Origin of the sequence: Vibrio profundum, assembly GCF_050337555.1 — a bacterium.
In the GTDB taxonomy this organism is placed as follows: domain Bacteria; phylum Pseudomonadota; class Gammaproteobacteria; order Enterobacterales; family Vibrionaceae; genus Vibrio; species Vibrio profundum.
The window spans coordinates 34,136-56,750 of the sequence record NZ_JAKJTA010000011.1 but is presented as its reverse complement, the minus strand read 5'-3'; the positions used below and the strand labels follow the sequence as shown (position 1 = coordinate 56,750).

The 22,615-nt window shown below is 45.7% G+C and carries 17 protein-coding genes; 7 read left to right on the top strand and 10 right to left on the bottom strand.

All coding sequences use genetic code 11. The features are described 5' to 3' along the window. Window positions 1-118 precede the first annotated feature (118 nt). From L4C34_RS11930 to L4C34_RS11920, 3 genes are all read right to left on the bottom strand, one after another. Window positions 119-871, bottom strand: a complete 753-nt coding sequence (locus L4C34_RS11930; RefSeq protein ID WP_428789564.1) for a substrate-binding periplasmic protein — start codon at window positions 869-871, stop codon at window positions 119-121. A 78-nt stretch (window positions 872-949) separates the two neighbouring features. Continuing rightward, window positions 950-2,626: an RluA family pseudouridine synthase gene (locus L4C34_RS11925; protein WP_428789563.1), complete on the bottom strand. Its 1,677-nt coding sequence runs from the start codon at window positions 2,624-2,626 to the stop codon at window positions 950-952. Window positions 2,627-2,793: 167 nt separating this feature from the next. Beyond that, complete coding sequence (locus L4C34_RS11920) at window positions 2,794-3,528, bottom strand: substrate-binding periplasmic protein (protein ID WP_428789562.1); 735 nt, start codon at window positions 3,526-3,528, stop codon at window positions 2,794-2,796. Window positions 3,529-4,040: 512 nt separating this feature from the next. Here L4C34_RS11920 and L4C34_RS11915 point away from each other — a divergent pair. Together L4C34_RS11915 and L4C34_RS11910 are read left to right on the top strand one after the other, a co-directional pair. After that, on the top strand, window positions 4,041-4,625 hold the full coding sequence (locus L4C34_RS11915; protein WP_428789561.1) for a hypothetical protein: 585 nt from the start codon (window positions 4,041-4,043) through the stop codon (window positions 4,623-4,625). A 21-nt stretch (window positions 4,626-4,646) separates the two neighbouring features. Beyond that, window positions 4,647-8,717 carry a hypothetical protein gene (locus L4C34_RS11910; RefSeq protein WP_428789560.1) on the top strand — a complete coding sequence of 1,357 codons (4,071 nt, stop codon included), beginning with the start codon at window positions 4,647-4,649 and terminating at the stop codon, window positions 8,715-8,717. A 188-nt stretch (window positions 8,718-8,905) separates the two neighbouring features. On the opposite strand, the gene L4C34_RS11905 is transcribed toward L4C34_RS11910, so the two are convergent. After that, on the bottom strand, window positions 8,906-10,879 hold the full coding sequence (locus L4C34_RS11905; protein WP_428789559.1) for a glycosyl hydrolase family 18 protein: 1,974 nt from the start codon (window positions 10,877-10,879) through the stop codon (window positions 8,906-8,908). Window positions 10,880-11,002: 123 nt separating this feature from the next. On the opposite strand from L4C34_RS11905, the gene L4C34_RS11900 reads away from it, so the two are divergent. From L4C34_RS11900 to L4C34_RS11890, 3 genes are all read left to right on the top strand, one after another. Next, window positions 11,003-11,461 (top strand): hypothetical protein, encoded by a 459-nt coding sequence (locus L4C34_RS11900; protein ID WP_428789558.1) that lies wholly within the window; start codon window positions 11,003-11,005, stop codon window positions 11,459-11,461. A gap of 160 nt (window positions 11,462-11,621) precedes the next feature. Further along, window positions 11,622-12,152, top strand: a complete 531-nt coding sequence (locus tag L4C34_RS11895; protein WP_428789557.1) for a hypothetical protein — start codon at window positions 11,622-11,624, stop codon at window positions 12,150-12,152. A 71-nt stretch (window positions 12,153-12,223) separates the two neighbouring features. Continuing rightward, window positions 12,224-12,772, top strand: coding sequence for a hypothetical protein (locus tag L4C34_RS11890; protein ID WP_428789556.1), 549 nt, complete (start codon window positions 12,224-12,226; stop codon window positions 12,770-12,772). Between the two features lie 483 nt (window positions 12,773-13,255). Here the strand turns inward: L4C34_RS11890 and L4C34_RS11885 are convergent, their stop codons facing one another. The 5 genes from L4C34_RS11885 to L4C34_RS11865 all read right to left on the bottom strand — a co-directional run bounded on the left by L4C34_RS11885 (window position 13,256) and on the right by L4C34_RS11865 (window position 19,183). Beyond that, window positions 13,256-13,666, bottom strand: coding sequence for a hypothetical protein (locus tag L4C34_RS11885; protein ID WP_428789555.1), 411 nt, complete (start codon window positions 13,664-13,666; stop codon window positions 13,256-13,258). A 91-nt stretch (window positions 13,667-13,757) separates the two neighbouring features. Further along, the gene (locus tag L4C34_RS11880) at window positions 13,758-14,174 is read right to left on the bottom strand and encodes a hypothetical protein (RefSeq protein ID WP_428789554.1); all 417 of its coding nucleotides are present in this window, start codon (window positions 14,172-14,174) and stop codon (window positions 13,758-13,760) included. Between the two features lie 261 nt (window positions 14,175-14,435). Then, on the bottom strand, window positions 14,436-17,318 hold the full coding sequence (gcvP, locus tag L4C34_RS11875; RefSeq protein WP_428789553.1) for an aminomethyl-transferring glycine dehydrogenase: 2,883 nt from the start codon (window positions 17,316-17,318) through the stop codon (window positions 14,436-14,438). 145 nt (window positions 17,319-17,463) lie between these two features. Further along, on the bottom strand, window positions 17,464-17,844 hold the full coding sequence (gene gcvH / locus L4C34_RS11870; RefSeq protein WP_428789552.1) for a glycine cleavage system protein GcvH: 381 nt from the start codon (window positions 17,842-17,844) through the stop codon (window positions 17,464-17,466). 43 nt (window positions 17,845-17,887) lie between these two features. Further along, the gene (locus L4C34_RS11865; protein ID WP_428789551.1) at window positions 17,888-19,183 is read right to left on the bottom strand and encodes a serine hydroxymethyltransferase; all 1,296 of its coding nucleotides are present in this window, start codon (window positions 19,181-19,183) and stop codon (window positions 17,888-17,890) included. A gap of 449 nt (window positions 19,184-19,632) precedes the next feature. Between L4C34_RS11865 and L4C34_RS11860 the strand changes: the two genes are divergently transcribed. Further along, window positions 19,633-20,256: a helix-turn-helix domain-containing protein gene (locus tag L4C34_RS11860; protein ID WP_428789550.1), complete on the top strand. Its 624-nt coding sequence runs from the start codon at window positions 19,633-19,635 to the stop codon at window positions 20,254-20,256. Window positions 20,257-20,549: 293 nt separating this feature from the next. Continuing rightward, window positions 20,550-21,677, top strand: coding sequence for a glycine cleavage system aminomethyltransferase GcvT (gene gcvT / locus L4C34_RS11855; RefSeq protein WP_428789549.1), 1,128 nt, complete (start codon window positions 20,550-20,552; stop codon window positions 21,675-21,677). A gap of 71 nt (window positions 21,678-21,748) precedes the next feature. Here gcvT and nadE read toward each other — a convergent pair whose 3' ends face one another. Continuing rightward, window positions 21,749-22,597, bottom strand: coding sequence for an NAD(+) synthase (nadE, locus tag L4C34_RS11850; protein WP_428789548.1), 849 nt, complete (start codon window positions 22,595-22,597; stop codon window positions 21,749-21,751). Window positions 22,598-22,615 lie beyond the last annotated feature (18 nt).

Below are 22,615 nucleotides of genomic sequence, written 5' to 3'. Positions count from 1 at the left end.
CAAGAATTAGATTAGAACTGAATTAATTCCCTAAAACTTATAAAAATGAAGAATTATCATCAGGGATGGATAAGCAACGCACGAGCTTGTACTCCGATATTCGCTGCTAAACACAAGCTTATTTGTTGTATTCGCCTAGCCTCGCAGCTTGACGGTAAGCATCTATTTTCCCTTCAGATTTCAATTTTTCGAGGCCTCGATTGAAGTCTGCGATAAGCTTTTCAGATTTAGGGGAGATTTTTGGCGCCACAAAATGACCATATTTGACCGTGATGGGTTTCGGGTTGGGGGATATTTCATCCGCCATTCCAATGCGGTGTAAGATTTTCATGCCAACATCGGTATTTTCTATAACGAGATCGAGGTGGCCTAATGACAGTTTTTTGTAGTTGTTTTCAGGGACATAAATGCGCTCGACCTTGAGAAAACCTTGCTTCTCATATTCTTCAATACCATAGGAATAGGCCTGTAACCCTCCGATGCGGTATTGACTGAGTTGTTGTACTTTATCCCACTGGATAGGTTTACTGTTGAGCTGAAAGAGGGAATTGGTGAGTGATATTACGGGGTCTGAGAATAGAAAAATCTTTTCCCGCTCGCTGTTTTTTGTCCAGATAAAAGAGCCATCGACGCCGCCCCGAGCGATTTCCTTGATGGCCCTTTTCCACGGCATGTAAACGAGTTCAACTTGGTAGCCTTCACGGGCTAGTGCTTCAACGACGATTTGAGTAACGAACCCATCTTTTTTCAAGGCACTGGATTGGTATGGTGCCCACTCCCCAGTGGCAAGCCGTATGGTCTGTGCATGAGAAATCTGGCTGAAGGTGAGCAATATCATCAGAGAGAGGATCTTACCAAGTCTAAGCAGCATGAAGAACTTCCGAGTTAATAATCCATAATGATTATAATCTTAGGGTATATTTTCCCTGAGACAAATCACCTTTGATAATTAAAACTCAGGGTTTGCCGTGAAGCACATTTTTTCTTTGGTATAAGGGTGGAGGATCTCTAATTGCTCGGCATGCAGGTGTAATCTTTGATCGTTTCGGCCATAAAGATCGTCGCCGACAATTGGCGTGTTTAAGCCTTGCGGATGGGCGCAGTGCACTCTAAGTTGGTGCGTTCGCCCTGTTACGGGGTAGAGGCGTAATTTGCTGCGATTGTTGCGAGTCTCAATGAGTTCCCAATCAGTATGAGCGGGCTTACCATCCTCATAGCAAACTAACTGTCGTGGTCGATCGTAGAGATCTCCGCGTAACGGTAGCGAAATACTGCCTTTATTCTGAGAAAGAGCGCCGTCTACAACGGCCACATAATGTTTTTTTACCGTGCGGCTAATAAATTGCTTTTGTAGGCTTTTGTTGGCGCGTTTCGTCAGCGCAAACACCAGTAAGCCCGACGTTGCCATGTCTAGGCGATGAACGACAATAGGGTCTTCCTCGTTGTTAGAGTAGCGTTCTTGTAGGCGCGTGAAGACCGAATCCGTAATGTGCTTGCCGGGTACACTTAATAGCCCTGAAGGTTTATCGATAACCACGATGGCCTCGTCTTCGTAAACCACATTAAAGGCAATATCCTGTGCTGGGTTATCGAGCAGCGGGTTGTCGTCGAGCGCCATTCCGTCAAGCATGTGAGTGAGGATTGGCAAGCATTTACTTTGACAAGCAGGGTAGTAATGTTTGTGTTTACGAATTTCTGATTTGGGCGAGTTTCCCCACCAGAATTCTGCGAGTGCGATGGGCTGAAAGCCATTTTTAAACGCATATTGCAGTAGCTTAGGCGCTGCGCAATCCCCTGATCCAGAAGGCGGTGTCGGGTGCTTTGTTTCGGAGAATATGTCCAGTAAATCGCGTTCAACTTGGTTTTTATTGAGGAATCGAAATTGACGAAATAGCTTGTTTTGCAGTTCATTGGACAAGCGTTTACGTTCTGACTGCAAATGCTGAATTCGGTTATTCCACTGGTCGAGTTGCGCTTGCAGCGTCTCTACCTGTGTTTGCCAGTGGCCTTTTATGGCTTTGAGCTGATTTTTCTCAAAGACACTCTCTTTACTCAGTTGTTCAAGAAGCTGCTGATACTGCTCACAGCCAAGCTCTTTCTCGCCTTCTTGTCGGCGCAGTTTTCGCTGAGCTCGATTGTCGACCGTGGTGATGCGGTACTGCTCTACCTCATATTCGGCTTGTTGTTGCTCGTTTTTTATTTGCTGCTTGAGGGGCGCTATTGCTGGGTCGTCTTTGAGTTCAGTCAGCTCTTGATTGATTAAGTTGATCGGCTGATTTTCGACTTGATAGAAATTACTGCTCTCGAATGTGTCGAACACGGGCGGGACAAAGCCATCGATTTGGCTGTCTTCAGCTATTTTTCCTGAAAACGCCGATAGATAACCAAGCTTCCCGTATGAGTTCTTCACCACAAGGACACCAAACATTTTGCCCGATTTTTGTGGCTCTTGTAGAAAGTGCGTCTGTAATCGAGGATGTTCCAACAAGCGGTTTTGTAGCTGATTTACTGCAAGTTCTGCCAACGGGTGAGGGTGGTAGAAAAACGGATAAGTGAATCGTTCTGGCAGCGAATATGCGCTGAGGCTGGTGGAAAATGGCGTAAAGCAAGAGTCGAGACAAGGCATATTCAGTTCGCAGTATAACGGTGTTAGATATCGCGCGCAGTGTACTCTTTTTCAGCGTAATACCCAAGTTTTCACCGTAATACCCGAGCCTCTCCCTAATTTGAAATTAGGGAGAGGCTTCTTGCTGAGATCTAGGGATTAACCCATTCATCGTCGCGCAGCTCAATTTATGGCGCAGGCTTATCCTTATTGACGGCTTTAAATCCAGCGGAAAAAAGCTGAGCAATTTGTTCTCTACGCGGGTTATCGTGGCCGGTTACGAGGTAGTTTTTAATGCCTTTATCGCTGTCAGGAAGATCAGAATAGGTGAATAGGTCTCGCATGTTTTCAGGAAGCCGTGCGATCCCTGCTTTTCCGGTATTGAGTTCTTCAATCAAAATATCAATACGTCTTTTGGCTAATTTCTCTAAGCCGATGTCTAACGTTTCGGAGCGATCTAGACCTACTTCTTTATCATATTCAGCGATATTCGGACCATAAGCATGGCCGAGTAAGCCGCCGATTTTGTATAAGTTGAGCATAGATTTTGGCCGCTCGGAGAGATCCAGAGTTTTGCGATGAAACATCACTTGTTTCGTGATGATGATAGGTTCAGAAAAAAAGAATAAGTCTTTTTCTCGCTCAGGATTTTTTATGTAGGGAAAAGAAAGATCAAACTTATTACGCTTAACAGACTTGTAAACGCGACGCCACGGCATGCAAGTATACTCTAGCCGGACATTGACGGCAGCAAACACTTTACTCACGAAGTCGACGTTGATGCCTGCTGCTTTGTTATTGTTGCAGGTGACAAAAGGGGGAAAGCTGCCGACGGCGACCGTCAGCTTAGTAATAGGTTCAGCCTGCTCGGCACCCGCCTGAAAGCAAAACAGGCACAGGAGCAGTGACAATAGAATTTTCATCCGTGATTTAGCGATAACGCCCCTCCAAGAGCAAACGCGTTGAGCTGAAGTAACTTCTCAAGAACTCTGTTATGCGCTTCTGCGCGGGTTCTAGCTCGATCTGAGTTTAGTTGAGTATTCACTTAGTATAGGCAGATCGAAGGTGACTACAATGGCATAGCGTCAACTATCGTAAGTTTTCTCGTAGAGACTGTGTTTCAGTCAGGAGTTGAAATCAGGAATACATTGACCATGCTTATTCCTGATTTCAGATAATAACTCGCGGGTCAATACGTCTTATATTTCATCCTGACTAAACTTTCATTTCTATCACTAATTTTAATAAATCTGACATAACGAGCTGTTAGCGTGTTCGCCAAATTATTTTAGATCTTATTTATAAATGAAGCCATATATAGATTGTAGGTTAAAAATAATACTAATTTAATGATCCTGAAATACTGCTTATGTGAAGATATTGTCCATAGACGATCGGTAAGCAGATGTCATTATACAAAAGATAGGGCTTAAATATGACAAGTACACTTGTGTTATCTGATGGGTTAATAATCAATGATGGGGATATATTTGAAATATCAACACGCGACAATCAGTATTTTGAATCAGGATACTATCACCAGTATAAATACCACCAAGCGTTGGTGTGCAGTCCTAAATCCAATGAAGTGGGTGGCCAACAGTTTAAGATAAAGATAATAGCAAATAATTGGGTCTACCTAGTTTCTTCAAAAACAAACACTTTCCTTACCATATATGAAACGCTTCACCCAACTATTAATGGCGCGAAAAGAACAGTTAGCCGGATTGCAATGAGAAAGCAAGATACCGCCCCTAAGTCGAATGGTAACTCTCGCTTCAAGTTTGAGTCGCTAGGGAATGGTGAAGTTGCCATTCTTGATTATGATGGCCGACACCTGATGGAGTACCACGACAGTAAAATAAACCACAATGCCATTATTACTTCTGACGTTAATGGTATTGATGAAAGTAAGTGGGCTTTTAAAATGACTAGAGTGAACTTAGTCGATGGTGCCTATCAAAATAACCGTTATAAGCCAGTTTTCGTATCGGTTAATACGTCTTTTCAATCTTTTTAGCGTGTGGATGTAGAGTTAATTATGTCTAATTTTCAAGAGATAAGTAAACTGCGACGTCATTTATTCTCACGTTTAAAGAAAAGCGTGAAAAATGATTTGTTGGTCGAGAAGCAAATAAAAAGCTTTGACTATATTATTTCTCGACGTCGTTTTTTAGGAGCGGCAGGAAAGCTCACGGCGCTCGCTGCAATCGTTAATACTGGGCTTGCTCCTTCCGCATGGGCTGCGGAGAACTGTGTATATGAAGTGAAAGATCCGACGCTGCAGTTAACCGATGCAGAAAAAGAACAAATGGCGCAACCGGCTACAATAGCGATGTCAGGAGAGTTGATGGATGATCAACTGATGCTCAAAACAGGCGGGGAAATCACTAACTTTGAAGGGCATCATGCGGTTGTGTACGGCACTCATCACACGCCATATATTGAAACCGAGCAAGGTGAAGATGTTCGCTTACCTAGCCCAGTACAAATGGAGCTGATTTCCCTAGAACAAAACGGGCAAGTCACGCATCAGCATCGAACGTTAGAGTCAGGCCACGGTTTTAGCACGGATATTATAACCCAGCTTCCGTCCGGCGCGAACCCGCTTAATTATCGCCTCTTTGCTTATAGCCATCCCGACAATGGCATGGTGGACGACGCAGGATACACCCTTGGTGCCATGTTCACGGTGCTGGTGGACAATCATGACAATGCCAGTATCTATTACCGAACCACTCGCACGCTCGTTACTCCCGGACAAAAAGTGGACATCATAGATTCTAACTGGCAACCGCTTAATTTAAATATGGCGGTGGTTAAGTTTAATCATGTGCTGGTAGGCGAATTGCCCAGTGTGGTGCTAAGTGATGGTCATTTGAATTTAAGGGTGATGACATTTGGTAACTTGAGAGGTGTTAGTGCTGGCCGGGCTTGTATTGACCTGTCGAGTACGTTTCCCGTGGCGACGAATATCTTTCCGAAGGGTTACGTGGACAGCGCGCACTTTAATATTAAGTCGGTGAAGTTGACTCGTTTTGTTCCTGAAAGCAATCAGTGTACGTTTAGTTTTTTCCCATCGGCTAATGCAGCGTTTCACGCGGTTACATTTGTCTCAAATGATGATCCGCATAGCCACGATGTGATTTATAGCTGTCAGAGCTTAGAGGGTAACCCGAGCTTAGTGATGATGTCGGGAAACAACAATGGCAATATCGTTCGTGTCACCACCGAATATAAAAGTATGGTGGTTTACGATGACCATATGGCGATTGCTGTCAATCACACCAATAACCACAACCTAGATGGCACCATGCATGGGTATAGCACGACGCATCGGTATTACGATCTCGTCACCAATGTGTTATCGACGTCTAGTAGTGTCTCGGGAAAAGTGAAATCCTTGCATCGCCAATTTAATAGTTACGGTATTTGCAGTGTGGTTGCGCATCTCAAAGACGATGCGAAAAGCCCAACTTACAAGCTCAGAGAAAGCTGTACTCGAGTCGACAACAGCAGTATCACTAGCCCGTTTGTTCCTGAAGAAATTGCTGGGAAAATTGGTGAGTTTGAAAATTACGGTTATGAGGATTACGTCTGGTATCCAGACAGCGCTGATCTTATTGGCGTTTTACTGCCGCCTCACTCAGCCAATGAATACGACGCGATCACCGTCCAGCAAATGCCTAACCCAACCGGAGGCTCTGAATACATCAAATCGTTGGTGATTCAGGATAAATTCACCTTGAGCACTCACGAAGAGCAATTGGTTGTGCCTATGTCTTTGGCAGAGGCACAAGCCAATGAAGCTGCGGGTAAAAAGCAAGTGACGGATACTTTTTACCATAGTGAATTGAGTGTCCTCGATAGCAACGGGTATTCGGTTGCGGCGGGAGTGAAGGTTGAAGTGCGTAGCTCAAGACCATGCCGCTTGATTGATAACTACCATGGCTATGCGCATAGCATTAGCCGTGAACATTCAGTTGTTATTGAAACCAATGCAGTGGGACGTGTGGTGGTGTCTACCCGAGCCACGGATATGACGGCGCCGACTCTTTATGCTCGAATTTATGATGATGACAATATACTGTCTGGGGATCGCATTTTGCTCAGCACCAAAGGGGCAGAAAGGCCGTGGTCGGCGTTAAACTCTGACGTTGCTGCTAATAAACGTATGGCTGACAAAGATCATACGAATGTTCAAAGTTTGAGGGAGGCGAATCTGATTGGCTCAACGGTCTCTGACGATCAAGCCTGCGGTGTCGCTGACGTCATTCGAGGCGCAGGGCAAAAAATGGCGAGTCGTAGCAACACGCCGCCGAACACCTCAAACTTAGTGTCGAGCGCAAATGGTCACACGGTCAATCCGCTCAATCAGATAAGCTACATTGCCGGCGAAAACACCCGCCAGTTAACGCAAAGTCTCCACGGTTCGTGGACCATCGACCTCATGACAGGCACTAGCAGGCAGCTGCAGGCTGGCGAAATGCAAGGGGTTGCGCTGGGTGGCATTTTCCACAGCATCGGTCATGCCTTTAGCCATATCGTGCATAGTATTACCCATGGCGTGAAAACGATGATCAACGGAGTGGCGAGAACCATAACTAAAGTGACTCTAGAGATTGGCGATCAGGTTTCTGCTGCTTTTCACTACATCGAAAATGGAATTGAGCAAGCGGTTAAGTTCGTTATGGATACCGTGGAACATATTGCCAAAGCCTTGTATGCGGTGCTGTGTAAAGTGGCGCAGTTTGTGGGCGATGTAATTAAAACCATTATTTTGTATATCAAACTGCTGTTCAACTTTTCGGATATTTTTGCGCTAACGAAAAGTTTGTTGGGCAGTGTGAAACAACAAATCAGAGATGTGGCTAGCCTAAGCACTCATTGGGCTGAGCAAAGTAGTGGTCTTCTAAAAAATATAGAGCAAACCCTTTGTACGGATATTGATGGCCTATCTGGGACGCAGTATTCAGATAGACGCTTGGGCACGGGTGGTGCGTCTGTGTCTCAGCAAGTCAGTGTTACAGGCTCTAATTCTTGTGTTCAAAACTATGTCACCAATAAGTTTTGCAGCTCGGTTTCGAGTATGTCTGTGCAGAATGCGATGGTCTCTATGGGGGCGAATCTTGATGTTTCGAATAGCGATTTCGACACCACTTTGACGTCATTGGTCAGCCAAGTGGTGGAGTCTGGCTTGGTGATTTCCGAAGATATGGTGCAGTCATTGTATGACGCGACCATGGGTGGATTTGATCAGAAAGCTTTTGTGAAGGTGCTACAAGATCAGAAAGCCCTGATACATAGCGGTTGTCAATTAGCGGAGAGTGCGATAACAACCTTGGCTCAGCTAGCCAAGTTAGGTGAAAACCTCGTCCTCACAGCACTAGATCAAGAAGTGCCTTTTTTAGGGTGGCTGCTTAAGTTATTTGGCTTAGACCTCACTTGGGGAACCATGTTTGCATTTCTCGCGGCCTTACCGTTGCACACGACCTACGCGGTGATGACTGGTAAGTCTCTTAATTCAGTCGATTTTGCTCAGAATACATCACAGAAAAACACCCTTTTAGGTGGTACTCAATCCTGGATAAGTGAAGACTGCATCGCGGGCTATATCACGATGACACAACTTTCTATTGCATTGGGTTGTATGGATATTAAGGAAGAAATTGATGATGGTGACAACCCAGAAGAAGCGGAATTGAAATTTGCTACCACGAAGGCGTTTGTGAAAATCTTGAAAGGTATGTTTGATTTTGGCAAAGCCGTCGATAATTACGCGGATGAGACAGCGGTGGGGTACTTATCACCAAGCAGCTCATTTATGGTTGCACTGATTGGCATGGCCTTGACTCGCTATCAAGCCAGCAGCCAAGCGAAGCTCGTTCTTGCGATGGTGTATGCGTTGATCAAGTGGGTGATCTTTGTCGTTATGCTTGCCGAGCAGATGTTTGCTGAATATTTTGAATTGTGCAAAGCGGGCTGCGATGGCGTTGGTTACACTGCCGATGCCTACTATAAAACCTCAAAGAGCCCAACCGCCTTTTGGGCTGCAACGGCCTTTAAAGAATGCTCTCTTGGCTTTTATATCGCCAACGCTGCGACTGCTTAGAATTGTGACCGCTTAGTTGCGGCTGCTTAGCTGCGACTGCTTAGCTGCGACTGCTTAGAGTTGCGACGGCCTAGTTGCGACAGATTCGCTGAGAATGATTTGATTACTAATGAAATATGAAAAGGCGAACCTGCGCGGTTCGCCTCTGGTTAATATCTTTTGTCATCAAGGTATTTTTATCTGGTTAATTATGAACCACTACATTGGCCGTGTATTACACAAGGGATAATCCCTTTGGCAAACCCGTATGGCGCGCCAGCGTTGTAGATCTGATCGTCATAGGTGTCCCATTCCATTATCCCTCCAAACTTAGGGTCGCCCTTAATTTGGCTCACTTGGCTGTTGACGCCATTCACGACCGTCTCTAAGTCTCTCTGATTATACGCAGAGCCGGTGAAATCGTAGAAAATCCCAGCAGGACTTGCACTGTGGAAAGACGCCGGCTCGCCAATCACCAGTTTGGTGGTTGAGTTGCTTGGGAGCATCGACTTCAGATCGTTAAAGGTGGCGCTGATCATCTCAAAGTTATTTTCATACAGCTTGGTATTATTAGACAAATAGGGAGGTGATAGTGGGGTGTTGTATTCTTGCAACATCACGTAGTTAAAATCGGCCAATCCTGAGGTGTCGGTCAAGCTTTGGTAATACGGCTTTGGTTCGTGGCCGTGAGAAACAATTTGTCCGCTGCCATCCGCGCCCGTGTTAAATTGCGGCGCTGCGGTTACGATGTAAGGCGTTTTGCTCGCAGCTTTGCGATGCGTTTGCAAGTCGTGAATCAAGGTATGCATAACGTGATAACTGAATTTCGATTCAATATCGAAATCGACACCATCTAAACCATACTCATCAAGAAAATCGTTCAATTGACTGGCAAGCTTATCGATCTGAGCATCGCTTGAGTTGTCGTCAATGAAATAGGTATTGTTTGCCCCGCCAAATGAGATCAGCACGGAGAGATCAGGGTGAGCCACTTTTGCTGCCTGAATATCTTTGATCAAATTGACTTTGCTGTTGTCTGGGCCAAAGGCGGCGAGCGAAGGGCCGCTATTATCAATGGAACCAAACGCGATAATCAGCATGTTGTAACCTTGTTCGGCTGTTTGGCTGATAGACCATGGTCCCCAATCAGCCCAGTAACCCACCATTAAATGCTGAACCTGAGCACTGTAGTGGCAATCGATTTCATTGGAATCGTTGGTGCAGCTTCCACTTAGGTTGTAACCGGGAACGCTTGGTTTGATGGTGTAGGTTTGCCCATCGTTGGGCAGCATCATGGCTGTAGAAAAGCTTGATGAAAAATGCGCGTTGCTGGTGAAGGTCAGGTGGTTAGTGCTGGTTGCACTGATTGTTCCAGACATGCCACTTGATGGCAGCGAATCGATGCTCACGTTAACCGGATGCATGCTCTCTTGGGCGTAGTTCTTCACTTGAGACTGAAAGTTTGCTTTCGCTGTTTTCCCGCTCACCACGTCGACTTCTTGTGTGGTAGGGCTTGGTATTACTTCGGTGATGGAGCCATCACGGTTTTGCGTTGCCGCGGCACCCAACGAGACTTGATAAGCTGCGCCGTTCAATGCATTACCGGGAAGCGCGATAGGTTCGGCGTTGGCCGACAGAGGTTGGCTGAGGTCAACATCCCCTTGCTGGCTGGTAACGGTGGCGTTGAGCGTTGGAAGTGCGGTGTCGGTGGGAGAAAGCGTAAATAATAGCTGACCTTCATTGGCGTAAATGGCGATGGGTGAATCCGCAATCTCGGAGCCACTGTCTCTGGTTTGCACGTAGAACATGCTTTGAATCGACTCACTGGGTTGCAAGGTTTGGCCAGAGTTGGACATTATAAAAGTATATTCTTGGCGATTCGAATTGTAGCTTGGTACATCGCTGGCGATGTTTTCTAGCGCTAGAATATTGGAGATATTCGATTGCACTTCAGTCGGGATGTGGAACGACAAGGTTTTCAACGTTAAGGGCTTGTTGGTCGGGTTAGTGACGGTGAATCCAAAACCTATCATGCCTGCCCAAACGGTGTTGGCCGATGTAGCGATAGCAAGGTGGTCCTTCACGGGCACTGCCGCAAATGGTGTCGCGGAGGCTGCAAAACTTGCATTCGGCAAAATGAAAAACGGCAGAATAAGCGCTGCTAAGGGTATGCTTTTCTTCATAATAATCCTTTATGTTGAATATCTATAAATAAGGATAAATACCCTACCACACATATTGTTACATTTGTTGCATATTGAGTGTGGGTTATTATTTGCTCGAAATATATCGAGTCAGGAGCACTTATGTCTGATGGACTAGAATTAAACAGGATAAATGTGCAGATAGGGCGGGTGATGACGAGTCGAAATATTCACGGAAACTGGCATATAAGTTTTGAAAATAGAATTCTTCGTAGCCAAACCATTGGCGCATTGAACGCCGAAGGGTATCAAGCGTGGTTTGAAGAGATGAAGTTCAAGGTGTTGTCTTCACCAGAAGGGGATAGCCAGCCTTGGGTGCATATCACTGACTCTCGCGAGTGGGAAGGCGGTGCGTTAGATTCGTGGGGAGATATTGACGAAATAACTGGCTGGACCCTCAAACATAATTGCGTTTTTATTGCTGCTGTCTTATCCACCAAGCTTATGGAGTTTTCCGCTGAAAAATATCTGGTGAACCAAAATTATACGGTTTACTCCAATTATGATTTGGCCTTGGAAGAGTGTATAGAACGGTTAGCTCAAGCTCAGAAGATCTTGTAGAGGCGCTACCTCAGTATTTTGTTCGGTGTGACAGCATCAGGCTAGTAAAGTGTACATATTGTTAATTTTGAGATCTCTATCAATAAGGAGGGGCTTTTTCAATTGCTTCTAACCCATTATGATTCTTGGGCTTTTCGAATCGTTAACCTAAGGATAGGAAATGAAAAAAGTTGTATTCTGTTTGTCCTCTCTTCTCTTGAGCTCTCTTGCTCATGCCTCACCCTATACTGTGTATTGCCACTCTTTTGCCAATGATAGCCATAAAGGTGATTGTTCTTTTTATGAAGGTGTTCCTACAGATAAGCCCGATGCAGTATCAGTGACGGTTAAGCTCACTTGTTTAATCGAACCGTATGATCCGCCAGCTTGGACAGTCACCCCCGATCCTTACACCAGCCAGTTTACTGTCGGCGATAGCCATTCAGGTTGTAGCTCTTCACAAGAGGTTAAAAGTGTCCAAATCACCTTTAAGCAGAGTGATGGGCGAACGATCAGAACAAGTAAAGTGGTCATTGATGATGGTGGCGGCCCGTATCAGAGCGCCGAAAAAAGTGACCAATCGGATCTGCTCGGCGACGACGCCAAAAAGGCGGGTGGCAAGCACATCTATGTGTCGAATTGGAGTAAGCCCGTGAATGCTTACTGCTGGCATGTCGACGGTTACAGTGGTTGCGCCAAAGACGTGAATTAATGTGTGAACGCAGAACCCGCATTCTAGTAATAAAAATTGACTCTGAACAATCGTCTACCTAAGGATAGGAAATGAAAAAAGTTATAATCGGTTTATCTTCTCTCATCATCAGTTCATTAGCCCATGCGTCACCTTACACTGTGCATTGTTACTCTTATGCCGACGATGGTCATAATGGGGAGTGTTCTTTTTATACTGGCGTGACGAGCACTACTGTCGATGCGACATCGATTTTAGTCAAATTTACGTGTAGTAAAGAGCCTAAGAATCCGGCAACTATCACGGTCGCACCATCTGCATACAGCACACACTTTACGGTTGGAAATGGTGGCGCTGGGTGCAGTTCATCTAAAGATATAAAAACCGTGCAGTTAACTTTTAAACAAAGCAATGGGCAGATAGTCGAAACGAGCACACTTAAGTACAGCAGCGGCGGCCCGACTCCTCGTTTGTCCCCAGCACCCGTTCAAGTCGGTGCGACCAGTGATGCCCCAATACTGACGGATAGCGCAAAAAATGCCGATCGTGAAAACGTTTATGTGTCTAACTGGAGTAAACCTAAAGGTACGTCTTGCTGGCATATCGATGGGTACAGTGGCTGTGCAAAAAAGGCTAATTGATCGATGAGAACTCGGAGAAAAGCATGCAGCTTAGTGGCTTGCGCATTACGGCAATCACATTATATCTGCCTTGTGCTCTAAGCTGGTGAATTACCCATAGAGCAATAAACCGTAAATGAAAGTTGTGGCTTATTTTTATCTTGTTAATTGGCAAATAGGTTTCGGTTATGACTAGAGAATAATGTACACACACTTTGTAGTCAGTTTATGGACAAAAACGTCATAGCCTGTTTGCTAAAACAACACGAAATGAATCTTTCACGTCAATAACGGCCAGTATACTATGTGGTCAGAAGTTGCACTTATTAATAGGATAATTCTGTTGCAAACTTACAGCCCGATTTTAGGTGAACTAGGTGGAGTAAGTGCTTAAAAACAGCTTTACGGGGCTTTAATAGCCCTAGAACTGAATTTTTGAGGCTTAACTTACGGATTTAACATAATGGGCATAATGAACACGTAGGAATCGCTGTGGAGCTTGGTTTATTTGGTCTGTTGAGCCTGGGCGAGCTTGTCTAGACAGGCTTGGTGGGCTTTATCGTAGTCGAAAAAAACTTGGATAATGCTTGTATTATGCATTTGTGTTTTTACTGCAAATTCTTGTAATCTTCCGGGCATTACAACTGCATGAAAAAGGCAATTATGCTCAAAAAGCCAGTCAGCGATAGTGTTATTAGTTTCCCAGCTATCTAGGGATGTGCCGATCCACTTACTGCAATCAAGTAGGTAGACCCAAGGGGTGATATCAGATTCTGGTGATGAAATGATGGTTTGCTTCATTTCATCAAACCAAGTTTGAGCTGCTTCTTTGTTAGTTGCTCCTGTGACTTCCGAATACAAAACTCTACCTTCAAAGTGCATAGACCAAAGTCCATGAATATTTCGTTGTTTCATCGTCTATTTTTCCGGTTGAACCTACCTTACACCAGTATAGCCAACGCGCGATTTACCGTAATGAACACGTAGAAGGCACTACAGGATATGTTCACTTGTCTTGTTGTCGTTGAGCACCTTCGAGTTTGTCTAAGCAGGCTTGGTAAGCTTCGCCGTAGTCGAAAAAAAACCTAACAATACCATTATTACTCAGCCCTTTCTCCATGGCAAAATGTTGCATCTTTTTAGAGAAAACAAAAGCAAGTAATATACAGTTATTTTCAGACATCCAATGTATGTTGTCATTAGCATTTCCAAAGGAATCTATTGTGGTTAAGTCCCAATCTCGAAAGTCGAATAAGTTAACCCAAGGTGTCATATAATTATCTTCTGAAGAAGAAAGGTGACACTTCATATCCTCGAACCAAGCTTGACTAAGTTCTGTATTTGTTGAGCCCGTAATTTTTGATTGTAAAATTCGATTTTCAAAGTTCATGGTCCAGTTACCATGAATATTCCGCTGTGTCATCACCCGTCCCCAAGTTGTAGGAATGATTTACACCAGTATAGCAAACGGTCGATTTACCATAATGGGAGTTGTACGTACTTGTGCTGTAAGAGCATAAACTAACTAATCGAGGCTGACTCATCAGCTTCTTTTTCGTAGCTCTAAGAAGATCAGAGGCAGTTTCGATATAGTGAGATCGTCATACTACCATTAAAATCCAAACAAAAAGGCGAACTAAAAAGTTCGCCTTTTGCTATTACGCTACATCAGGATGACACGACATTAGTCTTCGTAGTTCTCGATGCTTGGGCAAGAGCAGATTAGGTTACGGTCGCCGTAAACGTTGTCTACGCGGTTAACCGTTGGCCAGTATTTGCTTGCCTTGGTTGCTTTCGATGGGAAGCACGCTAGCTCGCGAGAGTATGGACGATCCCATTCTGCTGCTGAAAGATCAGCTTGTGTGTGCGGAGCGTTGACTAGAGGGTTGTTCTCTAGTGGCCATTCACCGTTTTTCACTGCTGTCATTTCGTGACGGATAGCGATCATTGCTTCGCAGAAACGATCTAGCTCTTCTAGATCTTCCGATTCTGTTGGCTCAACCATTAGCGTGCCCGCCACTGGGAACGACATGGTTGGTGCGTGGAAACCGTAGTCCATTAAGCGTTTCGCGATGTCTTCTTCACTGATGCCTGTTTCTTCTTTCAGCGGACGAATATCGATAATACATTCGTGTGCGACGCGGCCGTTGGTGCCACGGTAAAGAACAGGGTAGTGAGGAAGCAGTTTTTCCATCACGTAGTTGGCGTTCAAGATAGCCACTTTCGTTGCTTCTGTTAGGCCCGGTTCACCCATCATGGCGATGTATGCCCATGAGATAGGGAGAATAGACGCGCTGCCTAAGTCTGCCGCAGAAACTGCGTAGTCTTTGCCTTTCACGCCGTTTTCAATGTGACCCGGTAGGAAAGGGGCTAGGTGTGATTTAACACCGATAGGACCCATACCCGGACCGCCACCGCCGTGTGGGATACAGAAGGTTTTATGTAGGTTCAAGTGAGACACGTCAGAGCCGATGAAGCCCGGAGACGTTAGACCAACCTGTGCGTTCATGTTTGCGCCGTCTAGGTAAACCTGACCGCCCGCTGCGTGAACTTTCTCGCACACTTCTTTCACTTGCTCTTCGTATACGCCGTGCGTAGAAGGGTAAGTGATCATGATGCTAGATAGGTTGTCTTGGTGCTTCTCGATCTTCGCTTCTAGATCCGTCATGTCAACGTTGCCGTTGTCGTCACATTTCACAACCACAACTTTCATCGATACCATTGAGGCAGTCGCTGGGTTGGTGCCGTGTGCTGAGCTTGGGATCAAACAAACGTTACGATGACCTTCGCCGCGACTTGCGTGGTAGCGTTGGATAGCAATCAAACCTGCGTATTCACCCGATGCACCCGAGTTTGGCTGTAGAGAGAAATCGTCGTAGCCGGTGATTTCACATAGCTTCTCTTTGAGATCTTGTGCTAGTGCGGTGTAGCCAGCAGCTTGCTCTAGCGGTGCGAATGGGTGAATAGAACCAAATTCTGGCCAAGTCACAGGGATCATTTCAGCCGCAGCGTTCAGCTTCATCGTACAGCTGCCTAGCGGGATCATGCCGTGCGTTAGCGAGAAGTCTTTGTTCTCAAGCTGTTTCAGGTAACGCATCATTTGCGTTTCGCTGTGGTGCGTGTTGAATACTGGGTGAGTCAGGTATTCAGACGTACGGCGGCAAGACTCTGGGATTGCAGCGAATTCGTTTTCGGCGATTTCAGCAGACAGTGCGTTTGCATCTTCTTTCACGTCAAACACAGTGAATAATGCGGCAACGTCGGCGATCGTCGTGGTTTCATCTAAGCTGATGCCTAGTTTGCCATCAAGACGGCGCAGGTTGATGTCAGCCGTTTGCGCTTTTTCGTATAGAGCGTCTGTGTTGTCTGCAGAGTTAATCGTGATGGTGTCGAAGAAGCTGTTGTGAGCAAGCTCGTAGCCTGATTTCGTTAGGCCAGCGGCAACAATCGCAGTTAGGTGGTGCGTGCGACGTGCAATGGTGCGCAGGCCTTCAGCGCCGTGGAATACCGCGAAGAAAGACGCCATATTCGCTAATAGTGCTTGGGCAGTACAGATGTTTGACGTCGCTTTTTCGCGGCGGATGTGTTGCTCACGCGTTTGCATTGCCATGCGAAGTGCTTGGTTGCCCTTCGTATCAATTGATACACCGATTACGCGACCCGGTATTGTGCGCTTATGCTTGTTACGCGTTGCCATGAATGCTGCGTGCGGACCGCCATACCCCATAGGTACGCCGAAACGTTGCGCAGAGCCGATCACGACGTCAGCGCCCATTTCGCCAGCAGGCTTTAATAGTGCAGAGGCTAGAAGGTCAGTAGCAACCGCAACCAATGTTTTGTTTGCTTGTGCTTTTTCGATGATGTCAGTTAGGTCGTGAACTTCACCAGTTGTGCCTGGGTATTGAACCAGTGCGCCAAACACGTCTTGCTCTGGAAGTGTATCCAGTGCGCCGATTTGTACGTCGAAGCCGATGTATTCTGCACGTGTTTTCACAACTTCAATCGTTTGTGGGTGCACATCGTCTGCAACGAAGAACACATTGCTCTTGCTCTTGCCTGCACGTTTACACAAAGTCATCGCTTCTGCCGCTGCCGTTGCTTCATCAAGCAAAGATGCGTTCGCGATTTCCATACCCGTTAGGTCCATCACCATTTGCTGGTAGTTTAGCAATGCTTCTAGGCGGCCTTGAGAAATCTCAGGTTGATAAGGGGTGTAAGCTGTATACCAACCTGGGTTTTCTAGCACGTTACGTAGGATAACGTTTGGCGTGAAGGTGTTGTAGTAACCTTGACCGATGAAAGTACGCTTAATTTGGTTTTGGTTAGCGAATACTTTCATTGCTTCTAGCATATCCGCTTCACTTTTCGGCTCGGCCAATGTCATTGGCTGCTCTAAGCGAATCTGTGCAGGAACAGTTTCATTAATCAAAGTGTCTAGGTCAGCAGCGTTGATGGCTTGCAGCATGCGCTGTTGATCAGTGTGGTTTGGACCGTTATGGCGTGCCACGAATTCGTTTTGAGTTCCTAGTTGAGCTAGGAGAGGGCTTTTTTGAAGTAAATCAGTCATGGTTTCTACCTTCTTCGCGGTGCGCATCCCAATGGCTTGTATTGCATATTGCTGGTACTGCATACAGCAGGGGCTTTATAAGTATAAGTGCGACCTGTAAAAAGAGCTGCCCAATACTGAGCAGCTCATTTTAAATTGTTTCTTATTACTCTTCTTCGATAGCGTTGAGGTAAGCCTCAGCGTCTTTCAATGCATCAAGCTCAGATGCATCGGAGAGTTTCACTTTAACAATCCAACCACCTTCATAGGGTTCTTCATTAATAAGCTCAGGGCTGTCTTCAAGCTCTTCGTTAACTTCGATTACTTCACCAGTGATTGGTGCGTAGATGTCAGAAGCGGCTTTTACAGATTCGACTAGAGAGAAGCTTTCGCCAGCGTCAAGTTCGCTTTCAACTTCTGGTAAGTCGACAAACACAACATCACCGAGCATTTCTTGAGCGTGTTCTGAAATACCGATTGTCACAGTACCGTCACCGTTATCTTTTACCCATTCGTGACTGTCTGCAAATTTCAGTGTGTTATCCATTAGTTAATCTCCAAAAATAGATATAAGGATTTAAATTGTTTATTTATTGATAAAGAGGAAATTGTAGGCACAGTGCTTTCACTTGTTTACGCACTTGCTGCTCAACATCTGGATTACCTTCAGGACAAGCAACAAGCCCGTCTAAGACATCTCCAATCCACTCACCAATGAGTTTGAATTCTTCTGCGCCGAAACCTCGACTGGTGCCCGCTGGTGTACCCAAGCGAATACCGGACGTAATCATAGGCTTTTCTGTATCGAAAGGAATTCCATTTTTATTACATGTGATCCCGGCACGTTCTAGCGCGTTTTCTACTTGGTTGCCTTTCAGACCTTTTGGTCGTAAATCGACGAGCATCAAGTGCGTGTCTGTGCCGCCTGTAACGATATCGCAACCGCGAGTTTGCAATACTTCAGCAAGAACTTTTGCGTTGTTGATCACTGAATTGATGTAGCCCTGAAATTCTGGACCGAGTGCTTCGCCAAACGCAACGGCTTTAGCCGCTATCACGTGCATCAAAGGGCCGCCCTGCAAACCAGGGAAAACCGCTGAGTTGATCTTTTTATTGATGTCTTCAAGATTGGTTAAGATCATACCGCCACGTGGTCCGCGCAGCGTTTTGTGTGTTGTGGTTGTCACCACATGTGCGTGTGGCAGTGGGCTAGGGTGAGCGCCAGTGGCGACCAAGCCTGCGATGTGGGCCATATCGACCATTAGAATCGCGTTAACTTCGTCGGCAATTTCACGGAACTTCGCAAAGTCTAATGTACGTGGAATCGCAGAGCCACCCGCAATGATCATTTTTGGTTGGTGCTCAACAGCTAGCTCGCGCACCGCATCGTAGTCGATTTCTAGTGTGTCGCGGTCAACGCCGTATTGGATGGCATTGAACCATTTACCTGATAGAGCAGGGCGTGCGCCGTGCGTGAGGTGCCCGCCCGCATCCAATGACATACCTAGAATCGTGTCACCCGGTTGCAGAAGGGCAAGTTTTACTGCGCCGTTTGCTTGAGCGCCAGAGTGTGGTTGAACGTTTGCGTATTCGCAGTTAAAAAGTTTTTTGGCGCGCTCGATAGCGATGGCCTCAACGGTATCAACGTGCTCACAACCACCATAATAACGACGTCCTGGGTAGCCTTCTGCATATTTGTTAGTTAGGCATGTGCCTTGTGCTTGCATCACCGCTTTAGAAACGATGTTTTCTGATGCGATTAGTTCGATTTGATCATTCTGTCGTTGTAGCTCAGCTTGGATACCTGCGAAAACCGCGTCGTCGGTAGCAGTCAGATTAGTAGTGAAGAAGCTGTCTAGACTATGATTTTTGTGTGCTTTGTTCATCGTTGAGGACCTTCCCATAATTTAGCAACCCAATACGTGAGTAAAAGACGGTGTGTTGGTTGGGCTGCTAGGCCTTTATTAACTTCTGCACCAATTCAGTACTTATTACTTAAATTGAGTATGCTTAACAAGCAGTATTGCTATACGCATGGTTCTCAATAAGTATGACGTTTGGGCAGAGCGACTCAATCCCTAAAAGTGGGTAAAACTGGCTGGGTAAATGTTAAATTTTACTTTTGCCCAAAACCAGAACTAGCATCTCGATATCTAACAAGCCAGTAACATACCTTGACTCGCAGGAACAATCAAACAAAATTTCCTATTGGAAACAAAATTTCTAAATGTGTTACCGTTGGCACAGTAAGTTTTTTTAATTCGAGCTTTAATAACAGGGTGGTGATACGCCCTATTTTTAGAGCCTAGGACGTGGCGTTTTAAGAGGGAATTGTATGTCTAAAGGTATCTTTGATGAGTACCCATCAATTACGTTGGCGAAAGAGTCTGGGGAGCAAACTATTGAGCCCCTACAACTTGGCCAGCGCATTAAACAAATTCGGTCTAAATTAGGCATCACATTGGAAGAAGCAAGCCAACGAACTGGGCTTGCTCGTTCGACGCTTAGCAAGATAGAAAATGAGCAGATTTCGCCAACCTTTCAAGCTATGCAGAAATTGGCGAATGGTTTGCAGATAGATGTCCCTCAACTCTTTGAGCCACCTAGGAAAAAGGTAGCTACAGGTAGGCGTGATATCAATCGTAGTGGGGAAGGGAAACCACACCCGACACCCACTTATGAACATGAGCTGCTGGCGACTCAACTCTCAAACAAAAAAATGACGCCGTTTAAGAGCCAAGTGAGGGCGAGAAGTTTTGAAGAATACACCGATTGGGTTCGTCATGATGGCGAAGAATTTTTGCTGATTTTATCCGGTGAAATTTTATTTTATTCGGAGTTTTATGAGCCAGTAAAGATGAGCCAAGGAGACAGTGTTTACTACGATGCCAACATGGGACATATGTTGGTTTCCGTGAGTGAAGCCGATGCCCACATTTTGTGGGTGACAGCAAAATGACGTAAACGTTTGCTTTTTTATTTCCTATAGTGAAGGCAAACGATTGCATTTTTATTGACTTGTCTGATTATTCTGTTATTTTTGGCGGAAATAACTTTCAAGTCCCAATTTTTCATCGCGCAGCCAAGTTGCACTTATGTTAACTGGGTATTGTTTTTGTGTTCCCATTTCGTTAATTGCCTTGAGCTGAGAGTATTCTTGTTTACTATAGGAAACTACTTTTCTGACGCGAAATCTTTGACAGTAAGAAAGTCGCGCTTCGATGCCATGAACGCGATTTGATGGAGAATAAAATGACTCAAGAAAACCAAACACTATTAACGACTCCGTTGCATGCTTTACATGTTGAGCAAGGGGCGAAAATGGTGCCATTCGCCGGCTATGAGATGCCAGTTCAGTACCCGCTAGGGGTAAAAAAAGAACATTTGCATACTCGCGATGCCGCGGGCTTGTTTGATGTATCACATATGGGCCAACTGCGCCTGCGTGGTGATGGCGCGGCAAAAGCGCTTGAGTCTTTAGTGCCTGTCGACATTATTGATTTAAAAGCGGGCAACCAGCGTTACGCTTTCTTTACTAACGAGCAAGGCGGCATTCTTGATGACTTGATGGTGGCCAACTTAGACGATCACCTATTCTTAGTGGTTAACGCAGCATGTAAAGATCAAGATATTGCTCATTTGAAGGCGAACCTACCTGAAGGCGTAGAGCTTGAGTTGATTGAAGATCGCGCTTTATTGGCACTTCAAGGACCAAAAGCGGCAGAGGTGTTAGCTAAGCTTCAACCTGAAGTGGCAGACATGCTGTTTATGGATGTACGCGTACTTGAAGTTGCAGGTATTGAGTGCATAGTAAGCCGCAGTGGTTACACCGGTGAAGATGGTTACGAAATTTCTGTACCCAACGATCAAGCTGAAACGCTCGCGCGTAAACTGACTGCTTGTGAAGAAGTGGAGTGGATTGGTCTAGGTGCTCGCGACTCACTACGTTTAGAGTGTGGACTGTGTCTATATGGTCATGATCTCGACACAACAACAACGCCAGTAGAAGCAAGCCTTCTATGGGCAGTGAGCAAAGTTCGCCGTACCGATGGTGAACGTGCAGGTGGTTTCCCGGGTGCAGATATCATCCTTGATCAAATTGCGACGAAAGATGTATCACGTAAGCGTGTTGGTCTTGTTGGTCAAACCAAAGCACCAGTGCGTGAAGGCGTTGAACTTTTTGATGCCGACGGACAACAAATCGGTATCGTGACGAGTGGTACGGCGGGGCCGAACGCAGGTAAACCTGTCTCTATGGCTTATGTTCGCGCAGATCTAGCGGCCATTGGTAACGAAATCTTTGCCGAGGTTCGTGGTAAGAAACTGCCAATGACTATCGAAAAAATGCCATTTGTACCTCAGCGTTACTACCGAGGCTAAGCTTCACTGTAAGTGGCACGGATAAGATAAAAAAGACCTCGATAGTGAGGTCTTTTTTATGTCTTACATAATTAGTCGTAGATCGTAGGAATAGGTTGGCGCTTGTGTTGTGTGGCTTTATAGATGGCGACGATTTTGTCAGAAACATCGCTTGGCAGTGGTTTACCTTCTAAGAAGTCATCAATTTGATCGTAGCTTAGGTTTAATGCATCTTCGTCTGCTTTTTGTGGCGCGAGCTCTTCTAAATCTGCTGTTGGCACTTTGCCGACCAATACGCTTGGTGCGCCTAGTGTGTCTGCTAGCTCACGGACCTGTCTTTTATTTAAGCCAAATAGTGGCGCTAAGTCGCATGCCCCGTCGCCGAATTTAGTATAGAAGCCAGTGATGTTCTCAGCTGAATGATCGGTCCCCAGCACAAGGCCGCCGACGTAGCCTGCAATTTCATACTGCGCTACCATCCGGGTGCGAGCTTTCACGTTACCTTTAATAAAATCGACTTTAGCGGTATCGGTCGGTAAAAGGTTAGTGCCTTGCAGCGCAGCACGAGTTGCCGAGTGAGTACCTTCAACGCCTTCTTTGATATTGACTGACACTGAATGGCTAGGTTGAATAAAAGATAGAGCGAGTTGCGCCTCATCTTCATCCTTTTGTTCGCCAAAAGGTAAGCGTACAGCGATAAACTGGTATTGGTCGGTTTTATTGGCTTCATTGAGTTGATCGACTTCATTAAGTTGATCGATAGCTAATTGAGCCAAACGACCACATGTAGTCGAATCCACACCGCCACTGATACCGAGAACTAGAGAACGACATCCAGACTCTTGTAGCTTACGTTTGATAAAATCGACTCGGCGGGTAATTTCGAAGTGAGGATCGATAGATGGGAGAACTCGCATCTCATCTCTAATAACTTGCTCCATGATATTTTCTTCCTGCGA

Excerpts from the sequence above, each read along its gene's own strand:
- L4C34_RS11900 (WP_428789558.1), top strand. The coding sequence starts at position 11,003 with ATGTCTGATGGACTAGAATTAAACAGGATAAATGTGCAGATAGGGCGG.
- gcvT (WP_428789549.1), top strand. The coding sequence starts at position 20,550 with ATGACTCAAGAAAACCAAACACTATTAACGACTCCGTTGCATGCTTTA.
- gcvP (WP_428789553.1), bottom strand. The coding sequence starts at position 17,318 with ATGACTGATTTACTTCAAAAAAGCCCTCTCCTAGCTCAACTAGGAACT.
- L4C34_RS11905 (WP_428789559.1), bottom strand. The coding sequence starts at position 10,879 with ATGAAGAAAAGCATACCCTTAGCAGCGCTTATTCTGCCGTTTTTCATT.
- L4C34_RS11925 (WP_428789563.1), bottom strand. The coding sequence starts at position 2,626 with ATGCCTTGTCTCGACTCTTGCTTTACGCCATTTTCCACCAGCCTCAGC.
- L4C34_RS11930 (WP_428789564.1), bottom strand. The coding sequence starts at position 871 with ATGCTGCTTAGACTTGGTAAGATCCTCTCTCTGATGATATTGCTCACC.
- L4C34_RS11895 (WP_428789557.1), top strand. The coding sequence starts at position 11,622 with ATGAAAAAAGTTGTATTCTGTTTGTCCTCTCTTCTCTTGAGCTCTCTT.
- L4C34_RS11880 (WP_428789554.1), bottom strand. The coding sequence starts at position 14,174 with ATGACACAGCGGAATATTCATGGTAACTGGACCATGAACTTTGAAAAT.
- nadE (WP_428789548.1), bottom strand. The coding sequence starts at position 22,597 with ATGGAGCAAGTTATTAGAGATGAGATGCGAGTTCTCCCATCTATCGAT.
- L4C34_RS11865 (WP_428789551.1), bottom strand. The coding sequence starts at position 19,183 with ATGAACAAAGCACACAAAAATCATAGTCTAGACAGCTTCTTCACTACT.
- L4C34_RS11910 (WP_428789560.1), top strand. The coding sequence starts at position 4,647 with ATGTCTAATTTTCAAGAGATAAGTAAACTGCGACGTCATTTATTCTCA.
- L4C34_RS11885 (WP_428789555.1), bottom strand. The coding sequence starts at position 13,666 with ATGAAACAACGAAATATTCATGGACTTTGGTCTATGCACTTTGAAGGT.
- L4C34_RS11890 (WP_428789556.1), top strand. The coding sequence starts at position 12,224 with ATGAAAAAAGTTATAATCGGTTTATCTTCTCTCATCATCAGTTCATTA.
- L4C34_RS11920 (WP_428789562.1), bottom strand. The coding sequence starts at position 3,528 with ATGAAAATTCTATTGTCACTGCTCCTGTGCCTGTTTTGCTTTCAGGCG.
- L4C34_RS11860 (WP_428789550.1), top strand. The coding sequence starts at position 19,633 with ATGTCTAAAGGTATCTTTGATGAGTACCCATCAATTACGTTGGCGAAA.
- gcvH (WP_428789552.1), bottom strand. The coding sequence starts at position 17,844 with ATGGATAACACACTGAAATTTGCAGACAGTCACGAATGGGTAAAAGAT.
- L4C34_RS11915 (WP_428789561.1), top strand. The coding sequence starts at position 4,041 with ATGACAAGTACACTTGTGTTATCTGATGGGTTAATAATCAATGATGGG.